Here is a 20,669-nt window from a genome sequence, read left to right as displayed (position 1 = left end):
TTTAATAAAATTATAATATTTATAATTTAGTGGGGGTTCGATTCAAGAAATGCTTTGCCCCGTCGATGACATGAAAATAAGTCGCTAAACTTAACATGTCGCGGTTGACACTTCTTAGAAACGGCCATTCACGCAGAGATCCTCTGAGAACGGAATTATTTTGTTCGATGAATTCTTTGCTGATTTGTTGTGGCTTATCAGTAAAGATACCAGAGCTATACAAAAAATTAGAATAATCATAGAAAAATTGAGCAGTTTTAGGATTGTTGATGGTTTCATGTAACAGGCGAGTTCTTAGTCTGATAAAACTCATCGTATTACGAGCGACTTGAGTACTGCTGTTCGATTCAGATAAAAAGGCAATCAATTGTTCGAAGAAATGTTGATATGAGTGGATTTCATCGCTACTGAGATAAGCTCTAGGATGTTTTTTGAATGGGTAAGTCCAATTACTTAGATTGTATTCCCATTTTTTGCCAATCCAAATAGTGTATGGCAACTCGTAAAACATTTGGGTGATATCCTATTCAAAACTTTCATTGAGGATTTCTGAATAATCATGTGGCAAAAGACGATTGATGTCTTTTCTGATTTGGGGCGTCAGTAATTTTTGATTGTTAGTGTCATCAGTCAAAGCAAATAATTTATCCCAAGTCATTTTATCAAGCAATTCAGGTTTGACTTGTTGAATCAATTTTAAATTGACTGGAGCAGAATTTAGAGTATAACCTGCATCAAAACAGTCATCAATCAATTGCAAAGTCTGAACGAAATGACCACCTAAAGAATGTCCTAAACCGTACATGTGAGTATTGGGATCAACAAGATTTTTAATATATTGAACGAATTCTCTTGCAACTGTTAATTGACTAAAATTTTTATCGCTACCAATCAAAATTGAATTAATGTTATAGTCCCAATCTTTATAAGTTTCAAGAATAGATTGCTCAAAACGCTTACTTTTAGATTTGATTTTATCGTCTGAACCAGCCTCAGTCCCGCGAAAGGTTATATAGCATTCGTTAACATCATCAATGGAAATCACATACGCAGTGGCAGAGAATCCACATTCGCGTGCTTCTGGAAAAATGTCGCGGGCGTCATAAGATGTAATGTGAGTTGGCATGCGATGTATCCGGTTGTAAGCTAATAATCTCAAATAATTTTCTGGCTTGAACTCTTGATAGAGATATCTATCATAGTCGAATTGCAATAATTTAGTCCGAAAAACACTATCTTTCAAGAGTTCTTCAGGTTGATAGGTTTTATCTCTTAAATGTAAGGGTAAGAGATTATGAATCAAGAGAATCAAATAAATCTGATTCAAGTAACCATGACAAAGATTGAGATTTTCATTGTTGATTTTAGTAATCAGTTGTTTCAATTTATTGATTTTTCGATTACGTGAAGTCCGTTTGAAACGTTGCTTGCTAGGAGCTTGGTTGATATTTTTTAGTTTTAAAGCCTTATCGATCATTTGGGGATGAATTTTTTCATTTTTGATAAACGCAGGGACACGTAAATCAATGACCTGGTTGAGCAAGAGATTGGTTAGACGGTCTTTTTCTTTATTTAGATATGAGTAGCTGAAATAAAGACGTTTATTTTGTGGTAATAATTTTTTACTGTCCTCTTTGTTGAATGTCAAAGGAAGGTTTTTGTGAGCTCGAAAGTTGAGTAAGTCTAGTTGTTCGTAAACATGATTTAATCTATTTAAAGTACTCAGTAAGGCCTTCATTAAATCACCTCGGTATTACTTCTAGTTTAACAAATTGTTGATATATAAGGAATTAGTAACATTCTTAAAATGTTTTCAGAAAATCAATTTGACATTTTAGAAAGCGTTTACTATACTGAAATACGAATGATGTTGTTACTTAACTTTGATTGAGGCAAAAATCATTAATTAGCGTATTTGGAGAATCTAATTATGAAAATATACAAAGTTCTTAACAATAACGCTGCCGTTTGTAAGACGGAGCAAGACGAGAGTTTTGTAGTTACTGGAAGGGGCATCGCTTTTGGTAAAAAGCCTGGAGATCAAATAGAAAAATCAGATAAGGTCAGCGTTTATACTCTATCTAATAGATTTTTAAATAATAAATTTCAAGAGGTAGTTTCTAATATACCAATTATTTATATTGAAATTTCGGAACGGATTATTAGTTATGCTAAAAGGACTTTAAATAAGGATTTTAGTGATGTTGTTTACATAACTTTACCAGACCATTTATTTGGTGCTGTTACTAGATATAAAAAAGGCATTAAGTTAAAGAATAAATTATTATTTGATATTAAACGAATCTATCCTCGAGAATATAAAATTGGTCAGATGGCGGTAAAAAAGCTTGAAACAGAATTTGACCTTCCATTTTTGCCAGATGAATCAGCCTTTATTGCATTACATTTTGTTAATGCTGAATTAGGTGACGATGTCAATGATGTTCAGAATATGACGGAGATCATTGATGGTATTTTAAATATTGTAAAATTTCATTTTGGAATTATCTTTGATGAGGATAGCATTAGTTATAGTCGATTTTTAACTCATCTGAAATTTTTTTGTTATCGCATGCAAACAGAAACAACAGAAGATGATTCGGCCGATGAGATGTTGCCAATATTAGAAAAAAAGTATCCAAATACAAAAAAGTGCGTTGATAAAATTGTAAATATGCTCAAAAGTAATTATGAATATCGGGTTCATGATGATGAAAGAATGTATTTGATGATGCACATAAACAGAATTTTGCAAGATAGTATCTAAATAGGATTGTAACTTTAAGTAGGCAAAACCTAGATTGAACTTCACTTTATGGTGGACTTTAATCTAGGTTTTTTTATTCCTTAAAATTTGAAATAAGGTGAAATTATGAGTATAGATAAGTCAGTTAACGAAATTTTAAAGGGCGTTGGTGGTCCTAAAAATGTTAATAGTTTAGTACATTGCTATACCAGATTACGTTTTACTCTAAAAGATGATTCCATACCTGATGATAAAAAAATAGAAAATATAGATGGTGTCATGGGAGTTAATCGTGCTTCTGGTCAATATCAGATCATTATTGGTAATGATGTTGCAGATTATTTTAAGAAGTTAGAGCCAAAATTAAGTCAAACTGGTACATCAGATGATGCTGATGCTAATCAAAATAAGGGTAATCTTTGGGATAGATTTGTCAAACTGATTACTTCAGCAATACTTCCAGTAATTCCAGCAATTATTGCTGGTGGTCTAGTAAAGGTTCTACTTTCAATTTTGAACTTAACCGGATTAGTTACTACCAATACAGTTAATTATCGAATTATCAATGCGATAGGTGATGCTCCATTTTATTTTTTACCTATTCTAGTCGCATTTTATTGTGCTAGACATTTTAAAGTTAATGTTCCATTAGCTGTTGGAATAGTAGGTGTATTGCTTTATCCAGATTTTGTTAGCTTATTAGCTAAAGGAAATGTTCATTTATTTGGTATTCCAGTATATAGTTCTACTTATTCTTCATCAATTATTCCTAGTATATTGATTATTTTTGTAATGTCATATATTGAACCATTGGTTGATAAGGTGATTCCTAAAATGACAAAGGCATTTTTGGAACCATTAGTTGAATTAATAATTATGGCTCCCTTAGCAATTATTATTTTAGGTCCTATTGGAAACATTTTAAGTGTTTGGTTAACTTCAGGAATTCAATTTGTTTATGATAAAGTAGGTATTGTTGCCGTAGTTTTATTTGCTGGATTTTATGCATTAATAGTTTTAACTGGTCTGCATCAAGGATTTGCTCCAATCATCTTACAAAATATTGCAACTATGGGATTTGATCCATTTATGATGGCAGCTTGTTTAGCAAGTAATATTTCTCAGGGTGGAGCTGCCTTAGCAGTGGCTCTTAAAACTAAAAATCCTAAATTAAAAGCAACAGCTTTAGGTGCAGGAATTTCAGCAATTTTTGGTGGTGTAACTGAGCCTGCATTGTTCGGCGTTAATTTGAGATTAAAGAAGCCATTATATTCAGCCATGTTATCGGCTGGTATTACTGGAATATTCATTGGGATTTTTAAATTAAAATCTTATGTTGTAGTTTCTCCAGGTGTTCTATCATTAGGAATGTTTATTGGCGGTAAAGGTTTTGCTAACTTTATCATTGCCATAATATCAACGATTATCGCATTGATTTTATCATTTGTTTTTACATTGCCATTTTGGAAAGAAGAAAACGTAGTAGCCAAGGATATCTCTACTAAAAACATGACAGATGAAGATCAAATCACAGTCAAAGGCATTTCTGAAACCATCGCAAGTCCATTAGTTGGTAAATTTGAAAATCTTGAAGATGTTCCTGATGTTACTTTTTCAAAGAAATTAATTGGAGATGGAATAGCTATCGAGCCGACAGAAGGCAAAGTAGTTGCCCCCTTTGATGGAGTTGTAGAATCATTATTCCCAACAGGTCACGCAATTGGTTTAAAGAGTAACGATGGAATTGAATTATTAATTCATTTAGGACTTGAAACTGTTAATTTGAAAGGTAAATATTTTGAAGCACATGTAAAACAGGATGATGTTGTTAAAAAAGGCCAAGTTTTGATAACTTTTGATTTAGATAAAATTAAAGCTGCTGGGTACAATATGATTTCTCCAGTAGTTATTACTAATATGAACGAAATTAAAGATATTGAAGTAAATAAAGATTTAAAAGAAGTCGATGATGAAACTACGGTTATGATAGCGAACGCTTAATCAAAAGGAGAGTCTTACATGTCTGGATTTAAAAAAGATTTTTTATGGGGTAGTGCAATAGCTGCTAATCAAGTTGAAGGAGCTTGGAATGTTGATGGTAAAGGTCCCTCAACTGCTGATATGTTTACTAGTGGGTCTCAAAAAAATCCACGCATATTTACAAAAAGTATTGAAAATAATAAATATTATCCCAGCCATGATGGGGTCGATTTTTATCATCATTATAAAGAAGATATCAAAATGGCCTCTGAATTAGGTTTGAAAGCATTTAGATTTTCTATTAATTGGACCAGAATTTTTCCAACTGGAATAGAAGATAGCCCGAATGAATTAGGATTGAAATTTTATGATTCGGTTTTAGATGAATTGAACAGATTCAATATTGAACCCATTGTAACCATTTCTCATTTCGAGATGCCATATGGGTTAGTAGATAAATTAAATGGCTGGAGCAGTCGAAAAACAATTGATTACTTCATGAATTACTGTCAAATCATTTTTAAAAGATATCAACATAAAGTTAAATATTGGTTGACTTTTAATGAAATCAACAATAGTACGACAGTGTCAGGTCCATTGATTTCTTTGGGATTAACTAAGGACTATAGAGGAACTGTCTTTGACTATTCATGTGATATACAAACTAGATTACAAGCTTTACACCATCAATTATTGGCAAGTGCTAAAGCCGTTAAACTTGCGCATGATAAATATCCTCAATTTAAAATGGGAAATATGGTCGCATTTATTCCTTATTATCCATATACTTCTGCACCAGAGGATATCTTAGCAGCAAATAATCAAATGAATATTTTGGATTGGTACGTTTCTGATGTTCAAGTTCGAGGATTATATCCATATTTTGCTAAAAAGTATTGGTCAGATAATGATGTGAAAATCGATATTTTACCGGGTGATGAAGATATTTTAAAACAAGGAACAGTTGATTTTTATTCATTAAGTTATTACATGAGTATGTGTGCTGGACTTCAAAAAAAAGTTGCTAAATCGGCGGGTAATTTTATTGACGGAATGAAGAATCCATATTTAAAATCTAGCGAATGGGGATGGCAATTAGATCCTGATGGCTTGAGATATTCACTCAATCAAATTTACGCAAGATATCAAATACCAATTATGGTTGTCGAAAATGGTTTAGGGGCAGTAGATAAACTTGAAGCTAATGAAAAGATACATGATGATTATCGTATTGACTATTTGCGTTCCCATATTAAAGCCATGAGAGATTCTATTGACGATGGAGTTGATTTGATAGGATATACTAATTGGAGTTTTATCGATTTAGTTAGTGCTTCAACTGGTGAGATGAGTAAACGTTATGGATTGATTTATATAGATAAGCAAGATGATGGAACCGGTTCATTTAAGCGTTTAAGGAAAGATTCCTACTATTGGTATAAGAAGATTATTGATAATAATGGTTCTGATTTGGAATAATTTTCAAAGAGGAAGATTCTCTATTAGTGAGAATCTTTCTTTTTTTTATGTCACATTTGTGATACTTCACATTTGTAATATATCACAAATGTGCTATAATATACTTGTGGAGGTTGGAAATATGTGGATAGATATTAAATCATACTTAGAAGACAACGACTTAACAATATATGTGATTTCAAAACGAAGTGGGTATGGTTATACGACTTTGCATAAATCATTTAATAAAAAACAAACCTCTGCCACATCTTTAAATTTGCGCGATATAGAGGCAATTGCCAAGGCGCAGGATACGGAAATGTGGAAAGTTCTGCGCGAATTGGAGTTGCATTATCTTAAATGAGGAGGCTTTTTATATATGGCAAGATCATTTTGGGATGAAGATCCTTTTAGCGACAATATGGACGAGATTTTTAAACGATTGATGAGTCAACAAAATGGCAACTCACAAGCTAAGTATTATGTGAATGGTCAAGAATTGACTCCTGATGAATTAGCAAAATTTCAAGAGGCACGACAAGCGGGAAAGAATATTCCCATTAATGAAGGTAACGGTAAGTCAAAAAATGGCACAATGTTAGAAAAGTTAGGCCGTAATTTGACTCAAGAGGCTAAACAAGGCTTGCTTGATCCTGTTATTGGCCGTGACAAAGAAATTCAAGAGACAGCTGAAGTTTTAAGTCGGAGAACAAAAAACAATCCAATTTTAGTTGGTGATGCTGGTGTTGGTAAGACAGCGGTTGTTGAAGGTTTAGCCCAAGCAATCGTCAAAGGCAACGTTCCTGAAGCAATCAAGGACAAACAAATTATTTCAATCGATTTGTCTTCACTTGAAGCAGGGACACAATACCGTGGTTCCTTTGAAGAAAATATTCAAAACTTGTTAAAAGAAGTCAAAAAAGCTGGAAATGTGGTATTGTTCTTTGATGAAATCCATCAAATAATTGGTGCCGGTTCAGCTGGTTCAGATTCAGGTAGTAAAGGTTTAGCGGATATTATTAAGCCAGCTTTAAGTCGTGGCGAGATTTCAGTCATTGGTGCAACTACTCAAGATGAGTATCGGAATACGATTATGAAAGATACTGCTTTGGCTAGAAGATTCAACGATATAACGATTAATGAGCCTAGTAAAGAAGCTACTTTAGCTATTTTGAAGGGCTTACGCAGCGCTTATGAAAACCATCATCACGTCAAATTACCTGATGAAGTTTTAAAGGCAGCCGTTGACTATTCAGTTCAATATATTCCTCAAAGGTCGTTACCTGATAAGGCAATCGACTTGATCGATATGACTGCGGCTCACTTAGCTGCTAAAAATCCTGTAACTGATAAAGTCAGCTTGGAAAAAGATTTGAAGCAAGCTCAAAAAGATAAAACTGCAGCAGCTGAAAAAGAAGATTACGAAAAAGCTGCTAGTTTGAAGAAACATATTGAAGAGATTCAAACTAAATTGAATCAAGACGATCATCAAGCTCAAGAACCTATAGCCAAAGTTAATGATATTGCAGAATCGGTTCAAAGATTGACCGGTGTTCCAGTATCACAAATGGGTGCTAGCGATATTGAGCACTTAAAAGATATGGGCAAACGTTTGAAGAGTAAGGTCATTGGACAAGATGAAGCAGTTGATATGGTCGTTTCAGCTATTCGTCGAAACCGCGCTGGTTTTGATGATAGCAATCGTCCAATCGGTAGTTTCTTATTTGTCGGTCCAACTGGTGTTGGTAAAACAGAATTAGTTAAACAATTGGCTAAGGATATGTTTGGCAGCAAGGACGCAATCGTGCGTTTGGATATGAGTGAATATTCAGATTTAACAGCCGTTTCTAAATTGATTGGTACTTCAGCTGGTTACGTAGGTTACGAGGATAACGGCAATACGTTAACTGAAAAAGTTCGTCGTAATCCTTATTCAATCGTCTTGTTGGATGAAATTGAAAAGGCCAATCCACAAGTTTTAACTCTGTTATTACAAGTAATGGATGATGGACGTTTAACTGATGGACAAGGTAACGTAGTCGACTTTAAGAATACGATTGTGATTGCAACATCAAATGCTGGCTTCGGTAATGAACATCCTCAAGATGAAAAGTTGAAGGATTTGTTAGCACCATACTTCAAACCGGAATTCTTGAATAGATTTAACGGTATTGTTGAATTTACTCATCTTTCTAAGACTGATTTGAATCAAATCGTTGATTTAATGTTAGACGATGTTAAGACTAATTTAGCCAAGAAGCAGCTTACCTTAGAGGTAACGCCTGAAGCTAAAGAGTGGTTGATCGATGAAGGTTACGATGAAGCAATGGGTGCAAGACCATTACGCCGAGTTATCGAACAACAGATTAGAGATAAGGTAGCTGAATTCTACCTTGATAACTTGGATGTTAAGAATTTACAAGCTGATTTAGTCGATGGTACGATTAAAATCACTGAAAAATCTCCAGTAACTAATTAATGCCTAAAAATAAGACTTGAACATTCGATGTTTAAGTCTTATTTTTTTTGACCTAATTTAAGCAAAACACGAACAATAGCGTTACGCATAACCATAGATTTAAGTAAAAACTGATTATTATTAATAAAATAATAGTTAAATACGAACAATTTTAATAAAAAGTATATAAATGTTTCTATTTCTCTTGTCAAAACACGAATAATCTGCAATACTAGAAAAGTTCGAAAAATAGTAATTATTTCTAAGGGGCGTTTTATCGTGAATTCATTACAAGATGGACGGAATTTAAGTTTTTTGGAACGTTTATTCCATCTCGAAGAAGCCAAAACAAATGTTAGACGAGAAATTTTAGCTGGTCTGACAACTTTTGTTTCAATGGCTTATATTTTATTTGTTAATCCTCAAGTTTTGGGAGACTCAGGGATGAACAAAGGCTCACTCTTTACAGCAACAGCTTTGACTGCAGTTGTTGGTTCAGTTTTAATGGGAATCTTGGCTAATTATCCGATTGCGATTGCACCAGGGTTAGGCGATAATGCCTTTTTCAGTTATTCAGTCGTTATAGCGATGGGAATTCCTTGGCAAACCGCTATGGCTGGGGTTTTCGTTGCTAGTTTGATTTTCTTGGTAATTTCATTGATGAAGTTGCGCGAAATCGTAATTAATGCAATTCCAAAAGATTTGAAATTGGCAGTTGCTTCAGGGCTTGGTATATTCATTGCCTTTGTCGGCCTGCAAGACGGTGGATTAATTACAGCTAGTAAGTCATCGCTTGTTGCTATTGGTTCATTTGCGGTTCCCACGACTTGGTTAACTATCACCGGACTTTTGGTTACAGCCATTTTGATGGCTCGTAAGATTCCAGGTGCTATTTTTATTGGAATGGTCTTCACAACAATTGTTGGTTTAGTGACAAAATTAATTTCAGCACCTGCTCATATTGTTTCGGCAATTCCTAGTTTGAAGCCAACTTTTGGTGTCGGCGTTGCACACATTACTGATATTAAACAACCGCAACTTTGGGCAGTTGTGATTATCTTCTTATTAGTAGCATTCTTCGATACCGCTGGTACATTGATTGGCTTGGCCGAACAAGTTGATGTCATGAAAGATGAGAATGGCAAGATGCCAAGAATTGGACATGCCCTAATGGCTGATTCAATTTCAATGGTCAGTGGATCAATATTTGGAACAACTCCTCCAACTGCTTATGTTGAATCATCAGCCGGAATTGCTGTGGGTGGCAGGACCGGTTTAACATCAGTCACTGTCGGTGTTTTGTTTGCTCTATCAATGTTTTTCTCGCCATTATTGTCAGTCGTTACAGGAAACGTAACGGCACCAGTACTGATTATCGTTGGTACATTAATGGCCCAATCAATGAAACAAATTCAATGGGATAGATTTGAAATTGCGCTGCCAGCTTTCTTAACGATTGTCGGTATGCCATTAACTTATAACATTTCTTATGGTATTGCTTTTGGATTCTTAGTTTATCCAATCACGATGCTCGCTGCAGGTAAGAGAAAAGAAATCAATCCAATTATGTATGGATTGTTCGTTGTCTTTGTAATCTTGCTTTATATTATCAATATTTTGCCAAAAGCTAGTTTGGCATAAATCAAAAAATGTCAGATAACTATTTTTATATAAATTGATTATTTTACTTTAATGATATGCAGTACATTTAATTAATTCGAATTTGCTATTATTTTCTTTGATAAAATACAGATCTAATTTTTAGGGATATCGCATTATGAATTTTAGCGATATCCTTTTTTGCGTTTACAAACTGTAAAATTAATTTGAACATCCGATTAAAAATATTTCAGATAACTGTAATCCAAAGTTATTATCAGATAAATTTCGAAGAAGAAATCATGCAAGAGAAACCGATGTCTTCAAAATATAAGAAATCATTGAAAAATACCGCAGTGAAATGAACGATAGAATTTACCAAAGGGGAGAAGTTGTTGAAAATGTTCATTCATTTAGAGAGCAGTCTAAAAGCTATTTGGTAACGTTTATATAACGACAGAGAAAATTTACTTTGGCTATTATTATCAAATACAGTTTCCCCTCAAAAAAATATGTTTTTCTCATGTTTATGAGAATATTTAAGAGTATTGATTAAATCAATCAACAGCCAAGATAACATTAATGATATATCAATTTATTTCTATAATTTTTGTTTTTCTTTGGAAAGTAGTTCCAATGAATATTTCAATCATGTGTTAAGTTATTTACTTTTGAAGGAAGCCAACTTTGATTTATTACAGATGACGAAATCATTTAGTTAATACAATTAATAAACAGTCGACCATTAAGAATCTGGATCTGAAACACTGTCATTGAAGTATGAAAAAGTATTTCTTATGTTCAGTTATTTAATGTATTCTGACTTATAAAAAGGAGTATTTAAATAATTTAGAGATAACTACTATAAATGTGTTTTATGAACAAGATAATAACTTCCACATTAATGTGGAAGTTGGTCATATATGTAAACGGATACAATGATGATATATTTGAATTGGAGGTAAGGATATGGACTTAACAAAACGTCAAATTCAATTAATTTTGATACTAGTTGAAAATAAAAAGGAATCTGACCACCAGGCGCTAAGTGCGAAAGACTTATCTCAGAGAATTAATGTTTCTACCAAAACTATTTATAAAGATTTGCAAGTCATAGGTGTGTATGTAAAAAATTATGATGTTGAATTAGTAAAAAAACCAAGAATTGGAATTTATATTAAAGGTAGTGATAAAAAGTTATTAAAGATTTTAACAGAAATTGAATTTAACAAGAAAAATAGGTATTTAGATAGAAGTACAAGAAGAGAACTAGTTTTTAGTCAATTACTTAATACAGATGTATATATAACTACTCAATATTTATCTGATAAATATTTTGTGAATCGCCAGATTATCCTTGATGATATCGATAATATCGAATTGCGTTTGGAATCAATTGGAGTAAGTTTGATAAGAAAATCAGGAAAAGGTTTCAAACTCAATTTAAATGAAGAGCAAAGAAGAAAGATTTTGACGAAAGTAATTTCTCGACAATTGTTTAATTCATCGTCGATTATTAATGAACATGAATTAAAAATAGTTAGTGATAATAATCTTTCAATACCCAAATCATTAATAACAAAAGTAGATAAGGTATTAAGCAATTTCATAATTAATGAACATATGGTTCTTAACGATTACGAATATCAATCTTTATTTGTTCATCTATTAATAGCAGTAGAAAGAATAAAGTTAGGAAAATTTATTGATCGTGTTTATTGGGGAAAGTCAGAAACTTTTTTAAAAGAAGCCGAAGTTTTGGTAAGAAGTATAGAAGATGAGTTATCTATTAAATTTCCGAGTCAAGAAATATATTATGTTCAATTACATCTATTAGCAGCAGGAAAGAAACATGCAAGTAAAGTAAAGGCAAATCTTAATGCTAATAATTTATTACTGGAATACTTGAAGAAAATCGGTTTTGATAATCAACTGTATGAAGGATTGTTATTACATATCAATTCATCATTAAACCGTTGGAAATTAGGAGTATCAATAACTAATCCTTATAAAGATGAAATAATACGAAAGTATAATTATGCATTTGAAAATGCAATTCATTTAAAGGAATTGTATGAAAATAAATATAACATAACAATAAACGATGACGAGACTGCATATCTGGCGTTACATTTTGAAGCTTTTTTAGAAAGAAAGCGAGCAAAAAACGGTATAGTAAATACCATCATTGTTTGTAGTACAGGTTTAGGAACTTCACAATTATTAGCTGCAAGATTAAAAAGGGAGTTTTCTAATCTCAAGATAATACGAATTTTATCATATGACGAATATTTAGATTTTGATATTGAGGATGTTGACTTAATTGTAAGTACGATTGAACTCTCCGCACCAACAAAGCCTGTTGTTTATGCTAGTCCTGTTGTTTCAACTGATGAATTAAAAAATAAAATCAACATTGCAATTGAAAATAATGATATTGATGCCAATAACAATGATAATTTATTTAATAGCCTGATTTCTGATAAAAATATCTTAATATCAAAGGCCAGTAGCTGGGAAGATGCAATTACAAAAATGGGGATTCTATTAGAAAAAAACCAAATTTTAAAACCTAATTCTATTAAAAGTGCAATTGCGAGAGAGCACTTATCATATACATCATTTAAGAATATTGCTACGCCTCATGCTAATCCAAAGTATGTAAAACAATCACAAATTGGAGTGTTGAAACTGTTGAATCCAATTACTTGGGGTAAACAAAAAGTTAGTCTAGTGTTTTTTATAGCATTCAATCAAAATACTCCACAATCTGAATTGGACAAAATTTATGATAGATTTTGGGATATCTTGAGTAATAGGAAAATTATTAAAGAAATTATTTCAAGCAAAACTAAAGAACAAATCATTAATTTATTGAAGGGAAAATGACTATGGAGATTTTAGATTTATTAAACAAAAATCAAATGGAATTTGAAATTGAGGCTGAGTCAAAAAAAGATGTCATAAAAAAAATGTCAAAAATGTTTTTAAATGATGGCGTTATTACTAGTATTGATAAATATGTAGATTCGGTGATGGAGCGCGAACAGATGGGAACAACTGGGGTAGGTGAAGGAATAGCAATACCTCATGGAAAATCGAGTGTTGTAACAACGTCATCTATTGCCTTTGCAAAATTAAAAACACCTGTTGATTGGGATGCTTTGGATGGTAATAAAGTTTCCATTATATTCATGCTTTCAATTCCTGATGAATCAGAATCAAAAGAACATCTGAGAGTCCTATCACTATTAGCACAAAGATTAATGGATGACGACGTTATTGAATCACTGAAGCAATCAAGAAATAAAGATGATATTATCAATATTTTTAAAAATAAGGAGAGTATAGATTGATGAAAAGAAAATTGATTGCAGTAACTGCATGTGCCACAGGAATCGCTCATACATATATGGCAGAAAAAGCTCTTCGTAAGGCTGCTAAAGAAATGGGAGTTCTGATTAAAGTTGAAACACAAGGTGCCACTGGAGTCGGAAATAAGTTGACCGCAAAGGATGTTGAAATTGGAGAGGCTGTGATTTTTGCCACTGACACTAAAGTTCGTGATTCAGAACGATTTGATGGAAAGAAAATTTTGGATATTAACGTTAGTGATCCAATCAAGAATGCAAAGAAAGTTATTAATGATGCACTAGCATTGGCTGATAAAAATTAGGGGATTTTTTATAAGTTAAGGAGGATTTTAAAATGAGCAAGTCATTTTGGAAAGATATAGAAAAGCATGTAATGACTGGTATTTCTTATATGATTCCAGTTGTTATTGCTGGAGCTGTTTTGATGGCAATATCAAGAATTGGAGCTTCAGCATTTGGTATTCAAGATATTTGGGATACTAAGTGGGCAACAGATTCAAATGTAATTATTCAATTTTTACATACTGATGATGGTTGGGGAGGATTAGCCCTTGGTCTAATGTTTCCAATTATTTCAGGATTTATTGCTTATTCCATTGCTGATAAAGGTGGGATTGCACCTGGTATGGTAGCAGGCGTTTTGGTAGCAAATATGAACGCTGGATTCTTAGGTGCCTTAGCATCAGGCTTTATTGCAGGTTATGCAAGTAAATTCATGTTTGATCACATTCATTTACCAGAAGCAATGAGTTCAGTGGTTCCTGTATTTTTGGTTCCTGTTTTGGGATCTTTAGTTACACTCATTTTAATTCAGTATGTTATTGGTACTCCATTTGCTGCATTAAACGAAGGGCTAGCAAGTTGGTTGAAGTCAATGACAGGTATTAATAAAGTTCTATTGGCTGCCATCGTTGGTGGAATGGTCGGTTTTGACTTAGGTGGACCAGTTAATAAAGCTGCCGTAACGACTGCAATGGCCTTACTAACTAGTGGGGTTTACGATCCTAATACAGCTGCACAGGTAGCAATTATTATTCCACCTATTGGATTAGGTTTGGCAACAATGATTAATAAGAAGAAGTTTACCCCTGAATTGAACGAGGCTGGCAAAGCATCATTTGTTATGGGACTTATTGGTGTTAGTGAAGGTGCCATTCCTTTTGCAATTGAATCTCCACTAAAAATTATTCCTATTAATGTTATTGGCTCGGCTCTAGGTAGTGCTATTGCTGTTGGTTTGGGTGCAGTTAATAAGGCTCCTATCAGTGGCTTTTATGGTTGGTTTGCAGTTAATAATTGGCCTGTATATTTATTAGGTATTTTTGTAGGCTCAGCTTTTATTACAGTTGCAACTTTATTAGTTCGTAAGACAATAACAGTTGATGAAACACAAAACGAAACAACTATTGATGAAACAAAAGACAATGATTTCTCTGAGGAAGAGTGGGAAAGTTAATGATAAGAGTTAGTATTGTAAATCATACACATTGGGACAGAGAATGGTATTTTTCATCTGAGGATTCCATTTTTCTTAGTGATAAATTATTTACTGATGCAATTGAAGAGTTAGAAAAAAATCAAGATGCTAGTTTTACATTAGACGGCCAAATTTCGATACTTAATGATTATTTAGAAATAAGGCCTGAGATGACTGATAGTGTTAAGTCGTTAGTTAAAAGAGGTCAATTAATTATTGGACCATGGTTTACTCAACCTGATGCTTTGCATATTAAAGGAGAATCACTGATCAGAAATGGGATGATTGGCATCCTTGATTCTCAAAAGTATGGACAGTACTTAAATGTTGGGTATTTGCCTGATACATTTGGCTTTAATTCTCAAATGCCGGTGATATTAAATCACCTTGGAATTTCCAGTTTTATTTTCTGGCGCGGACTAGATGTTAAAAAAGTTGGTGGATATTACTTTAATTGGAAATCACTGGGTAAAGAAAATAATGTTACAGCGGTTAATATGCCCCAAGGATATAGTACAGGGATGCTACTGGACGATAACCGTGGATATGTCGATAAAAGGCTAGATAATGCTGTTGATTTTATCAGGAAAGTTGAAAAGGGGAATGATATCCTTATCCCCTCGGGTAATGATCAATTAGATATCATTAAAGATTTTGGTAACAAAATTAATCGTATTAATGATTTGGGAAAGTATGAATATGAAATTACCGATTATCAATCTTTTATCAACAAGATATCAAATCGAGTAGATTTACCTGATTATGTTGGAGAATTTATTGATCCAGTACTTGCAAGAGTTCATAGAACAAGTAGTTCAAGTCGTATGAATATAAAACTTGAATCCAAAAAGCTTGAAATGAAATTGATTAAGACTGTCGAGCCTATGTTGGTAATTTCTAATGAGATTGGAGTAGATATTAGTCATAAATTTGTGGTTCGTGCTTGGAAGAAACTTTTGGAAAGTCAAGCACATGACAGTATGGCAGGAAGTGTTACAGATTCCGTGGAGCGTGATATAATCCAACGGATTAAAGAAGGTCAACAAATTGCAGATGACATTATTAACATGATTGAAAATTTAATATCAAGAAAAATCCAGTTAAAAGAGAATGAAGTCTTGTTATTTAATACAACAGCTCATAGAACTAATAGATTCAATGAAATTACACTATTAACGGCTATGAAATATCCAGGATTAAAAGATTGCAAAAGTGATATCATTTCACAAAAATATGTTGAGCCAAGAGAAAACGTACTGGTGCAAAATGAAATTGGGAATCATTATATTAAGGAAAACGGCTATTATATCTCTAAGATTTTAGTTAAAGTGAGTTTGCCAGCTCTTGGATTTAAAGTTTTCCAAGTGACTGATCAAGTGACTGATAATGATAGTAAAGAAAAGGAATCAACTGATTCATCTATAAGTAATGATAAATACATGTTAAGTTTCCACGACGGAAAATTAAAAATTCAAACTGCAGATAGTTTAATTGATGACGCTTTGTTAATTGAAGATGTTCCTAATGATGGTGATACTTATGATTTTTCACCATTAGAAAATGGTCATAAAAGAATGTTAGAATTCAATAAGTGTTCTACTAAAAAATTTGGTTCTTTCTCAGAAATGATATTGGAGGGAACTGAAGAGTTACCGGTATCTCAAGTACAGAAACAATACCAAGGTCAAACTCATTTTGTTAATTATAGGATGAGAATCTATCTTTTAAAGAGTAGTGAAACTATCAGATTTAGATTTGAATTTGATAATGAGGTTTTAGATCATAGAATAAGAGTTGGTTTTAGAACACGAATTAATTCTGAGTCCCACATTGCATCCGTGCCATTTGGATTTATTAAACGTACTGCAATTGAAAAAAAGAATCCAAAATGGGCAGAAGTCCCAGTATGCATCTATCCATTTGACGATAGTGTTACGGTGAAAAATAATGAGAAATTCGTATCGTTAGTATCAAATGATATTTCAGAGTATCAACAAGTAAATGGTATTATTTGGTTAACTGTACTAGCGACGACCAATGAACTTGGGAAACCCAATTTAGGGTATAGACCAGGACGTGCCTCTGGAGATACAACAAAAAGTGGCCATATAATGATTAAAACACCTGATGCAGAAGTATTAAGTAATATTGTTGAAGAATTTGGGTTAATAATTGGAAAAGAATTTGATGAAGAGACGTTGAAAAAGTATTCGAACAACTTAGCTTTATCAATTCCATGTTATCAATATCAAAACTTAAACCTCTTTTATAAGCGTCTTGATAACAAAATTCAATTTCCTAATATAGATCATATTGATGTTAATGAGCTAGAAGTGTTGAATCTCCCCGATAATTATTTAGTGAGCTCCATTTATCCTGCATACTTTAATGAGTCTGGTTATATTGTTAGATTAGAGAACGTTAGTCGTGTTACAAAGCAATTAGACAAAAAATTATTTGGTAAAAATTCTAAGGAAGTAAATGCAATAGAAAAAGTTCAAAATAATAAATTTAAAATTCCACCAATGGGAATATGTTCAATAGAGGTTGATGATTAAATTTATTATGATTGAGTGATTTTAAGTAATTATTTTAAACTAATTGCTAAAAGTGATTCTAATATATATAAAAAGAGTTAGTCCTCGTCAGGGCTAGCTCTTTTTATATATATCCTTATTTTATTAAAGAACTATTGATTCACTGCATAAGTGAATTTATCGCCTTTGAGTATTTGCTCAGAAATATGAAGTGGAAATCCATTTTGATCATAAACGTAGTCATTTATCTTCATCAAGGCAGATCCACGAGAAACATCTAATAAAAATGATTCTTCTTGAGTGGCAAAGATTATCTTAAAAGTTTTCTGACCATTATTAGGAGCAGAATCATATTTCTTTTTCAAGATTTGGTAAAGTGATCCATCCAAATTGTTGTTTGTAATGTCAGAGTACTTCTCCGACAGCCAAGTTGTTTCAATACAGAATGGCTCCCCGTTTAGATATCTAAGGCGCTTAATTTTTACTAGTTTATCTGATTCACTAATATTAAAGAAATTTCGTTGTTTCTCATTATTATTAACATCTTTAGTATAGATTAATTTTGTTGTAAGCTTTTTTCCTGATCTTTTAACATTATCTGTAAAACTTAAAAAATGCTTGCTTTTAGTTTTTATAGGTGATTTTTTGTCAGAAACAAAAGTACCCTTACCAGGGATTTTCATCAAAATATTTTGTTTGGATAAAATATTTAATGCCTTTCTGACCGTACTACGGCTCACACCAAATTCACGTTGTAATTCTAATTCGGAGGGAATCATTTCTCCTGACTTATAAGTGTTTTCCTGGACTCTTTTATTAATTGTATCTGTTAATTGTTCATATAATAGTGATTTTGATTTATTTTGCTTTCTCATGATGACATCTCCAATAATACATCTTCAAGTTTATTATACATAACATGTATTTAAATGTATACATTTAAATACAAAAAAATAGAATACATGTAATGACATTTTTTCTAAAAAGTCTTGCATTTGGTATGAAAACGGTTTATTATTCAAGTTGTTAAAGATACATGTATCTTAATTAAATATTTTGGAGGTTTTTATGAAGATTCAAGAAGAAGTAAAGGAAACAGTAAAAAAAGCATTGGGTAAGATGAATAATAAAATCGACCAAGTTGTTTGGGTCGGTGCTGGAGGTTCTTTTGGAGGTTTTTATGGTGCTAATTACTTTATGGAACAAGAATCGAAAAAAATTTCATCACACATGTTTACTAGTGGTGAATTTATTTACGCAACACCAAAGAATATTGACGAAAAAACATTAGCTGTTTTATGCTCGATGAGAGGTACTTCAGAAACAATTGATTCTGCAAAGGTTGCTAAAAAAATGGGGTCAACAACAATTGGATTATATGTTGATGAATCAGGGCTAACTGAAACATGTGATTACATTATTAAATATGATAGTTTAGCTCTTGATGAGAGTCGAATTGATCGTGTTAATGCAAGTATTGGTATCTGTGTTGCAATGAACTTGCTTAACGAGGTAGAAGGGTATGATCACTATAAAGCCGCAATGGCAGCATTTGACGTATTGGATCCTATGTATCGTAAGGCTTTCGAATATACAACACCATTGGCTAAAGAATGGGCTGAATTAAATAAAAATCAAAAAACTATTTATATATTATCAAGTGGACCCACATTTGGTGCAGGATATATCTTTTCAATTTGTAATCTTGAAGAAATGTTGCAACTTAATGCTCCTACGGTTCATAGTTATGAATTCTTCAATGGACCATTTGAGGTGACAGATAAGAGTAAATCCTTCTTCCAACTACTTTCGACAGGTCGTACTCGTCCGGAAGACGAAAGAGCTTTGAAATTTGAACAAAGGTTCGGTGGTAAGAAGTTATATGTACTAGATGGTAAGGAAATTGGGCTAGACGATTTAGAACCTCATATTTCGGAATACTTTAATCACCCAATATTCTCTTCGATTTTGAATAATGTCTATATGCGTCAATTATCATATGTGATTCATGAAGATTTCAATACACGTAGATATATGTGGAAAGAAAGCTATAAATAAAGTAGTAGAGGTAATTATATGATAAAGATATTATTAGCATCTCACGCCTTTTTAGCAAAAGGAATGAAGTCATCGGTGGAAATGATATTAGGTAAACAATCTAATATTGATATACTTTGTGCTTATACGGTAGAAAATTTTGTTATGAAGGATGAGATCAAAAGTAGATTAATTGATAAAAAATCAAAAGACAAACAAATTATAATCACTGATGTTTTTGGTGGAAGTGTTAATAATGAGTTTATTGATTACCTTTCAAAGAACAAGCAGGACAATATATATCTAGTATCTGGAATGAATTTAGGGTTATTACTTAGTTTGATTACAACGATTGATTCAAATGAATCTGTACCCGAGATCATTTCACATGCAATTGAATCATCCACAAAAATGATTATTAATGATTCCAAAGTATTGGAGGGTGATGTAGAAGAAGATTCAGACGACTTTTAAAGGAGGAAAAATTATGATATTAGCAACTAGAGTTGACTATAGATTATTACACGGACAGGTGGCAGTTTCCTGGACTTCAGGGTTAGGTGCAAATTGTATTCTTATTGCGAATGATAAAGTAGCAACAGATTCCGTAAGAAAATCTGCAATGAGATTAGCTAAACCCCAAGGAGTAAAACTTGTAATAAAGAATATTGAAGACTCAATCAAAGCTATCAATAGTGGTGTAACAGATAAATATAGATTGTTTGTTGTCGTAGATAGTATCGATGATGTATATAAATTAGTTCAGGGGTGTAACCAAATTAAATCAGTAAATCTCGGTCTAACTACAACAAGAGAAGGAACAAAAAATATTTCAAAAAATATCAATATTACTGGTTCTGAAGAAGAAAAACTGAAAGGCGAATTTTATAATCAAGTTAGCCACTTTCAATAAAATTCCAAAATAAAAACACCAAGACGAAAAAATCAGGTATCATTGGAGTTCTCCACAAACAATGAAAGAGGTTTTTCGTCTTGATGCAAG

17 protein-coding genes are annotated in these 20,669 nt (G+C 32.5%); 14 read left to right on the top strand and 3 right to left on the bottom strand.

What is annotated here, in order from left to right; all coding sequences use genetic code 11:
• Window positions 1-19 precede the first annotated feature (19 nt).
• On the bottom strand, window positions 20-511 hold the full coding sequence (locus tag FHL06_RS14705; protein WP_238333992.1) for a hypothetical protein: 492 nt from the start codon (window positions 509-511) through the stop codon (window positions 20-22).
• A 12-nt stretch (window positions 512-523) separates the two neighbouring features.
• Window positions 524-1,738: a DUF6792 domain-containing protein gene (locus FHL06_RS08685; protein WP_238333991.1), complete on the bottom strand. Its 1,215-nt coding sequence runs from the start codon at window positions 1,736-1,738 to the stop codon at window positions 524-526.
• Between the two features lie 192 nt (window positions 1,739-1,930).
• Here FHL06_RS08685 and licT point away from each other — a divergent pair, with 192 nt between their 5' ends.
• The 11 genes from licT (at window position 1,931) to FHL06_RS08630 (ending at window position 17,650) form a co-directional block, all read left to right on the top strand.
• Window positions 1,931-2,767, top strand: coding sequence for a BglG family transcription antiterminator LicT (gene licT, locus FHL06_RS08680; RefSeq protein ID WP_153385830.1), 837 nt, complete (start codon window positions 1,931-1,933; stop codon window positions 2,765-2,767).
• 105 nt (window positions 2,768-2,872) lie between these two features.
• Window positions 2,873-4,747, top strand: coding sequence for a beta-glucoside-specific PTS transporter subunit IIABC (locus FHL06_RS08675; RefSeq protein ID WP_153385829.1), 1,875 nt, complete (start codon window positions 2,873-2,875; stop codon window positions 4,745-4,747).
• A gap of 18 nt (window positions 4,748-4,765) precedes the next feature.
• Complete coding sequence (locus FHL06_RS08670) at window positions 4,766-6,205, top strand: glycoside hydrolase family 1 protein (RefSeq protein ID WP_153385828.1); 1,440 nt, start codon at window positions 4,766-4,768, stop codon at window positions 6,203-6,205.
• Between the two features lie 121 nt (window positions 6,206-6,326).
• Entirely contained in the window at window positions 6,327-6,548 is a 222-nt protein-coding gene (locus FHL06_RS08665) for a transcriptional regulator (protein WP_153385827.1), read from the top strand.
• 15 nt (window positions 6,549-6,563) lie between these two features.
• Window positions 6,564-8,663 (top strand): ATP-dependent Clp protease ATP-binding subunit, encoded by a 2,100-nt coding sequence (locus FHL06_RS08660; RefSeq protein ID WP_153385826.1) that lies wholly within the window; start codon window positions 6,564-6,566, stop codon window positions 8,661-8,663.
• Between the two features lie 255 nt (window positions 8,664-8,918).
• A complete protein-coding gene (locus tag FHL06_RS08655; RefSeq protein WP_420360963.1) occupies window positions 8,919-10,283 on the top strand; it encodes an NCS2 family permease in 1,365 nt (454 codons plus the stop codon).
• Window positions 10,284-11,210: 927 nt separating this feature from the next.
• The gene (locus FHL06_RS08650) at window positions 11,211-13,130 is read left to right on the top strand and encodes a BglG family transcription antiterminator (RefSeq protein ID WP_153385825.1); all 1,920 of its coding nucleotides are present in this window, start codon (window positions 11,211-11,213) and stop codon (window positions 13,128-13,130) included.
• A 2-nt stretch (window positions 13,131-13,132) separates the two neighbouring features.
• A complete protein-coding gene (locus tag FHL06_RS08645; RefSeq protein WP_162000298.1) occupies window positions 13,133-13,597 on the top strand; it encodes a PTS sugar transporter subunit IIA in 465 nt (154 codons plus the stop codon).
• Window positions 13,597-13,917, top strand: a complete 321-nt coding sequence (locus FHL06_RS08640; protein WP_153385860.1) for a PTS fructose transporter subunit IIB — start codon at window positions 13,597-13,599, stop codon at window positions 13,915-13,917. The genes FHL06_RS08645 and FHL06_RS08640 overlap by 1 nt, the downstream gene beginning before the upstream one ends.
• Before the next feature lie 32 nt (window positions 13,918-13,949).
• The gene (locus tag FHL06_RS08635; RefSeq protein WP_153385823.1) at window positions 13,950-15,071 is read left to right on the top strand and encodes a PTS fructose transporter subunit IIC; all 1,122 of its coding nucleotides are present in this window, start codon (window positions 13,950-13,952) and stop codon (window positions 15,069-15,071) included.
• Window positions 15,071-17,650, top strand: coding sequence for a glycoside hydrolase family 38 N-terminal domain-containing protein (locus FHL06_RS08630; RefSeq protein ID WP_153385822.1), 2,580 nt, complete (start codon window positions 15,071-15,073; stop codon window positions 17,648-17,650). Before FHL06_RS08635 ends, FHL06_RS08630 begins: the two co-directional genes overlap by 1 nt.
• A 131-nt stretch (window positions 17,651-17,781) precedes the next feature.
• On the opposite strand, the gene FHL06_RS08625 is transcribed toward FHL06_RS08630, so the two are convergent.
• Window positions 17,782-18,504, bottom strand: coding sequence for a GntR family transcriptional regulator (locus FHL06_RS08625; RefSeq protein ID WP_153385821.1), 723 nt, complete (start codon window positions 18,502-18,504; stop codon window positions 17,782-17,784).
• A 193-nt stretch (window positions 18,505-18,697) separates the two neighbouring features.
• Here FHL06_RS08625 and FHL06_RS08620 point away from each other — a divergent pair, with 193 nt between their 5' ends.
• Genes FHL06_RS08620 through FHL06_RS08610 form a run of 3 tightly spaced genes read left to right on the top strand, consistent with a single transcriptional unit; the run spans window position 18,698 to window position 20,579 of the window.
• Window positions 18,698-19,687, top strand: coding sequence for a sugar isomerase (locus FHL06_RS08620; RefSeq protein ID WP_153385820.1), 990 nt, complete (start codon window positions 18,698-18,700; stop codon window positions 19,685-19,687).
• Window positions 19,688-19,705: 18 nt separating this feature from the next.
• The gene (locus FHL06_RS08615; protein WP_153385819.1) at window positions 19,706-20,140 is read left to right on the top strand and encodes a PTS sugar transporter subunit IIA; all 435 of its coding nucleotides are present in this window, start codon (window positions 19,706-19,708) and stop codon (window positions 20,138-20,140) included.
• 13 nt (window positions 20,141-20,153) lie between these two features.
• Window positions 20,154-20,579 carry a PTS sugar transporter subunit IIB gene (locus FHL06_RS08610; RefSeq protein ID WP_153385818.1) on the top strand — a complete coding sequence of 142 codons (426 nt, stop codon included), beginning with the start codon at window positions 20,154-20,156 and terminating at the stop codon, window positions 20,577-20,579.
• The last annotated feature ends 90 nt before the right edge of the window (window positions 20,580-20,669 follow it).

The organism is Companilactobacillus halodurans, assembly GCF_009600985.1.
Lineage (GTDB): Bacteria > Bacillota > Bacilli > Lactobacillales > Lactobacillaceae > Companilactobacillus > Companilactobacillus halodurans.
This window is presented reverse-complemented; position numbering and strand designations above follow the sequence as displayed.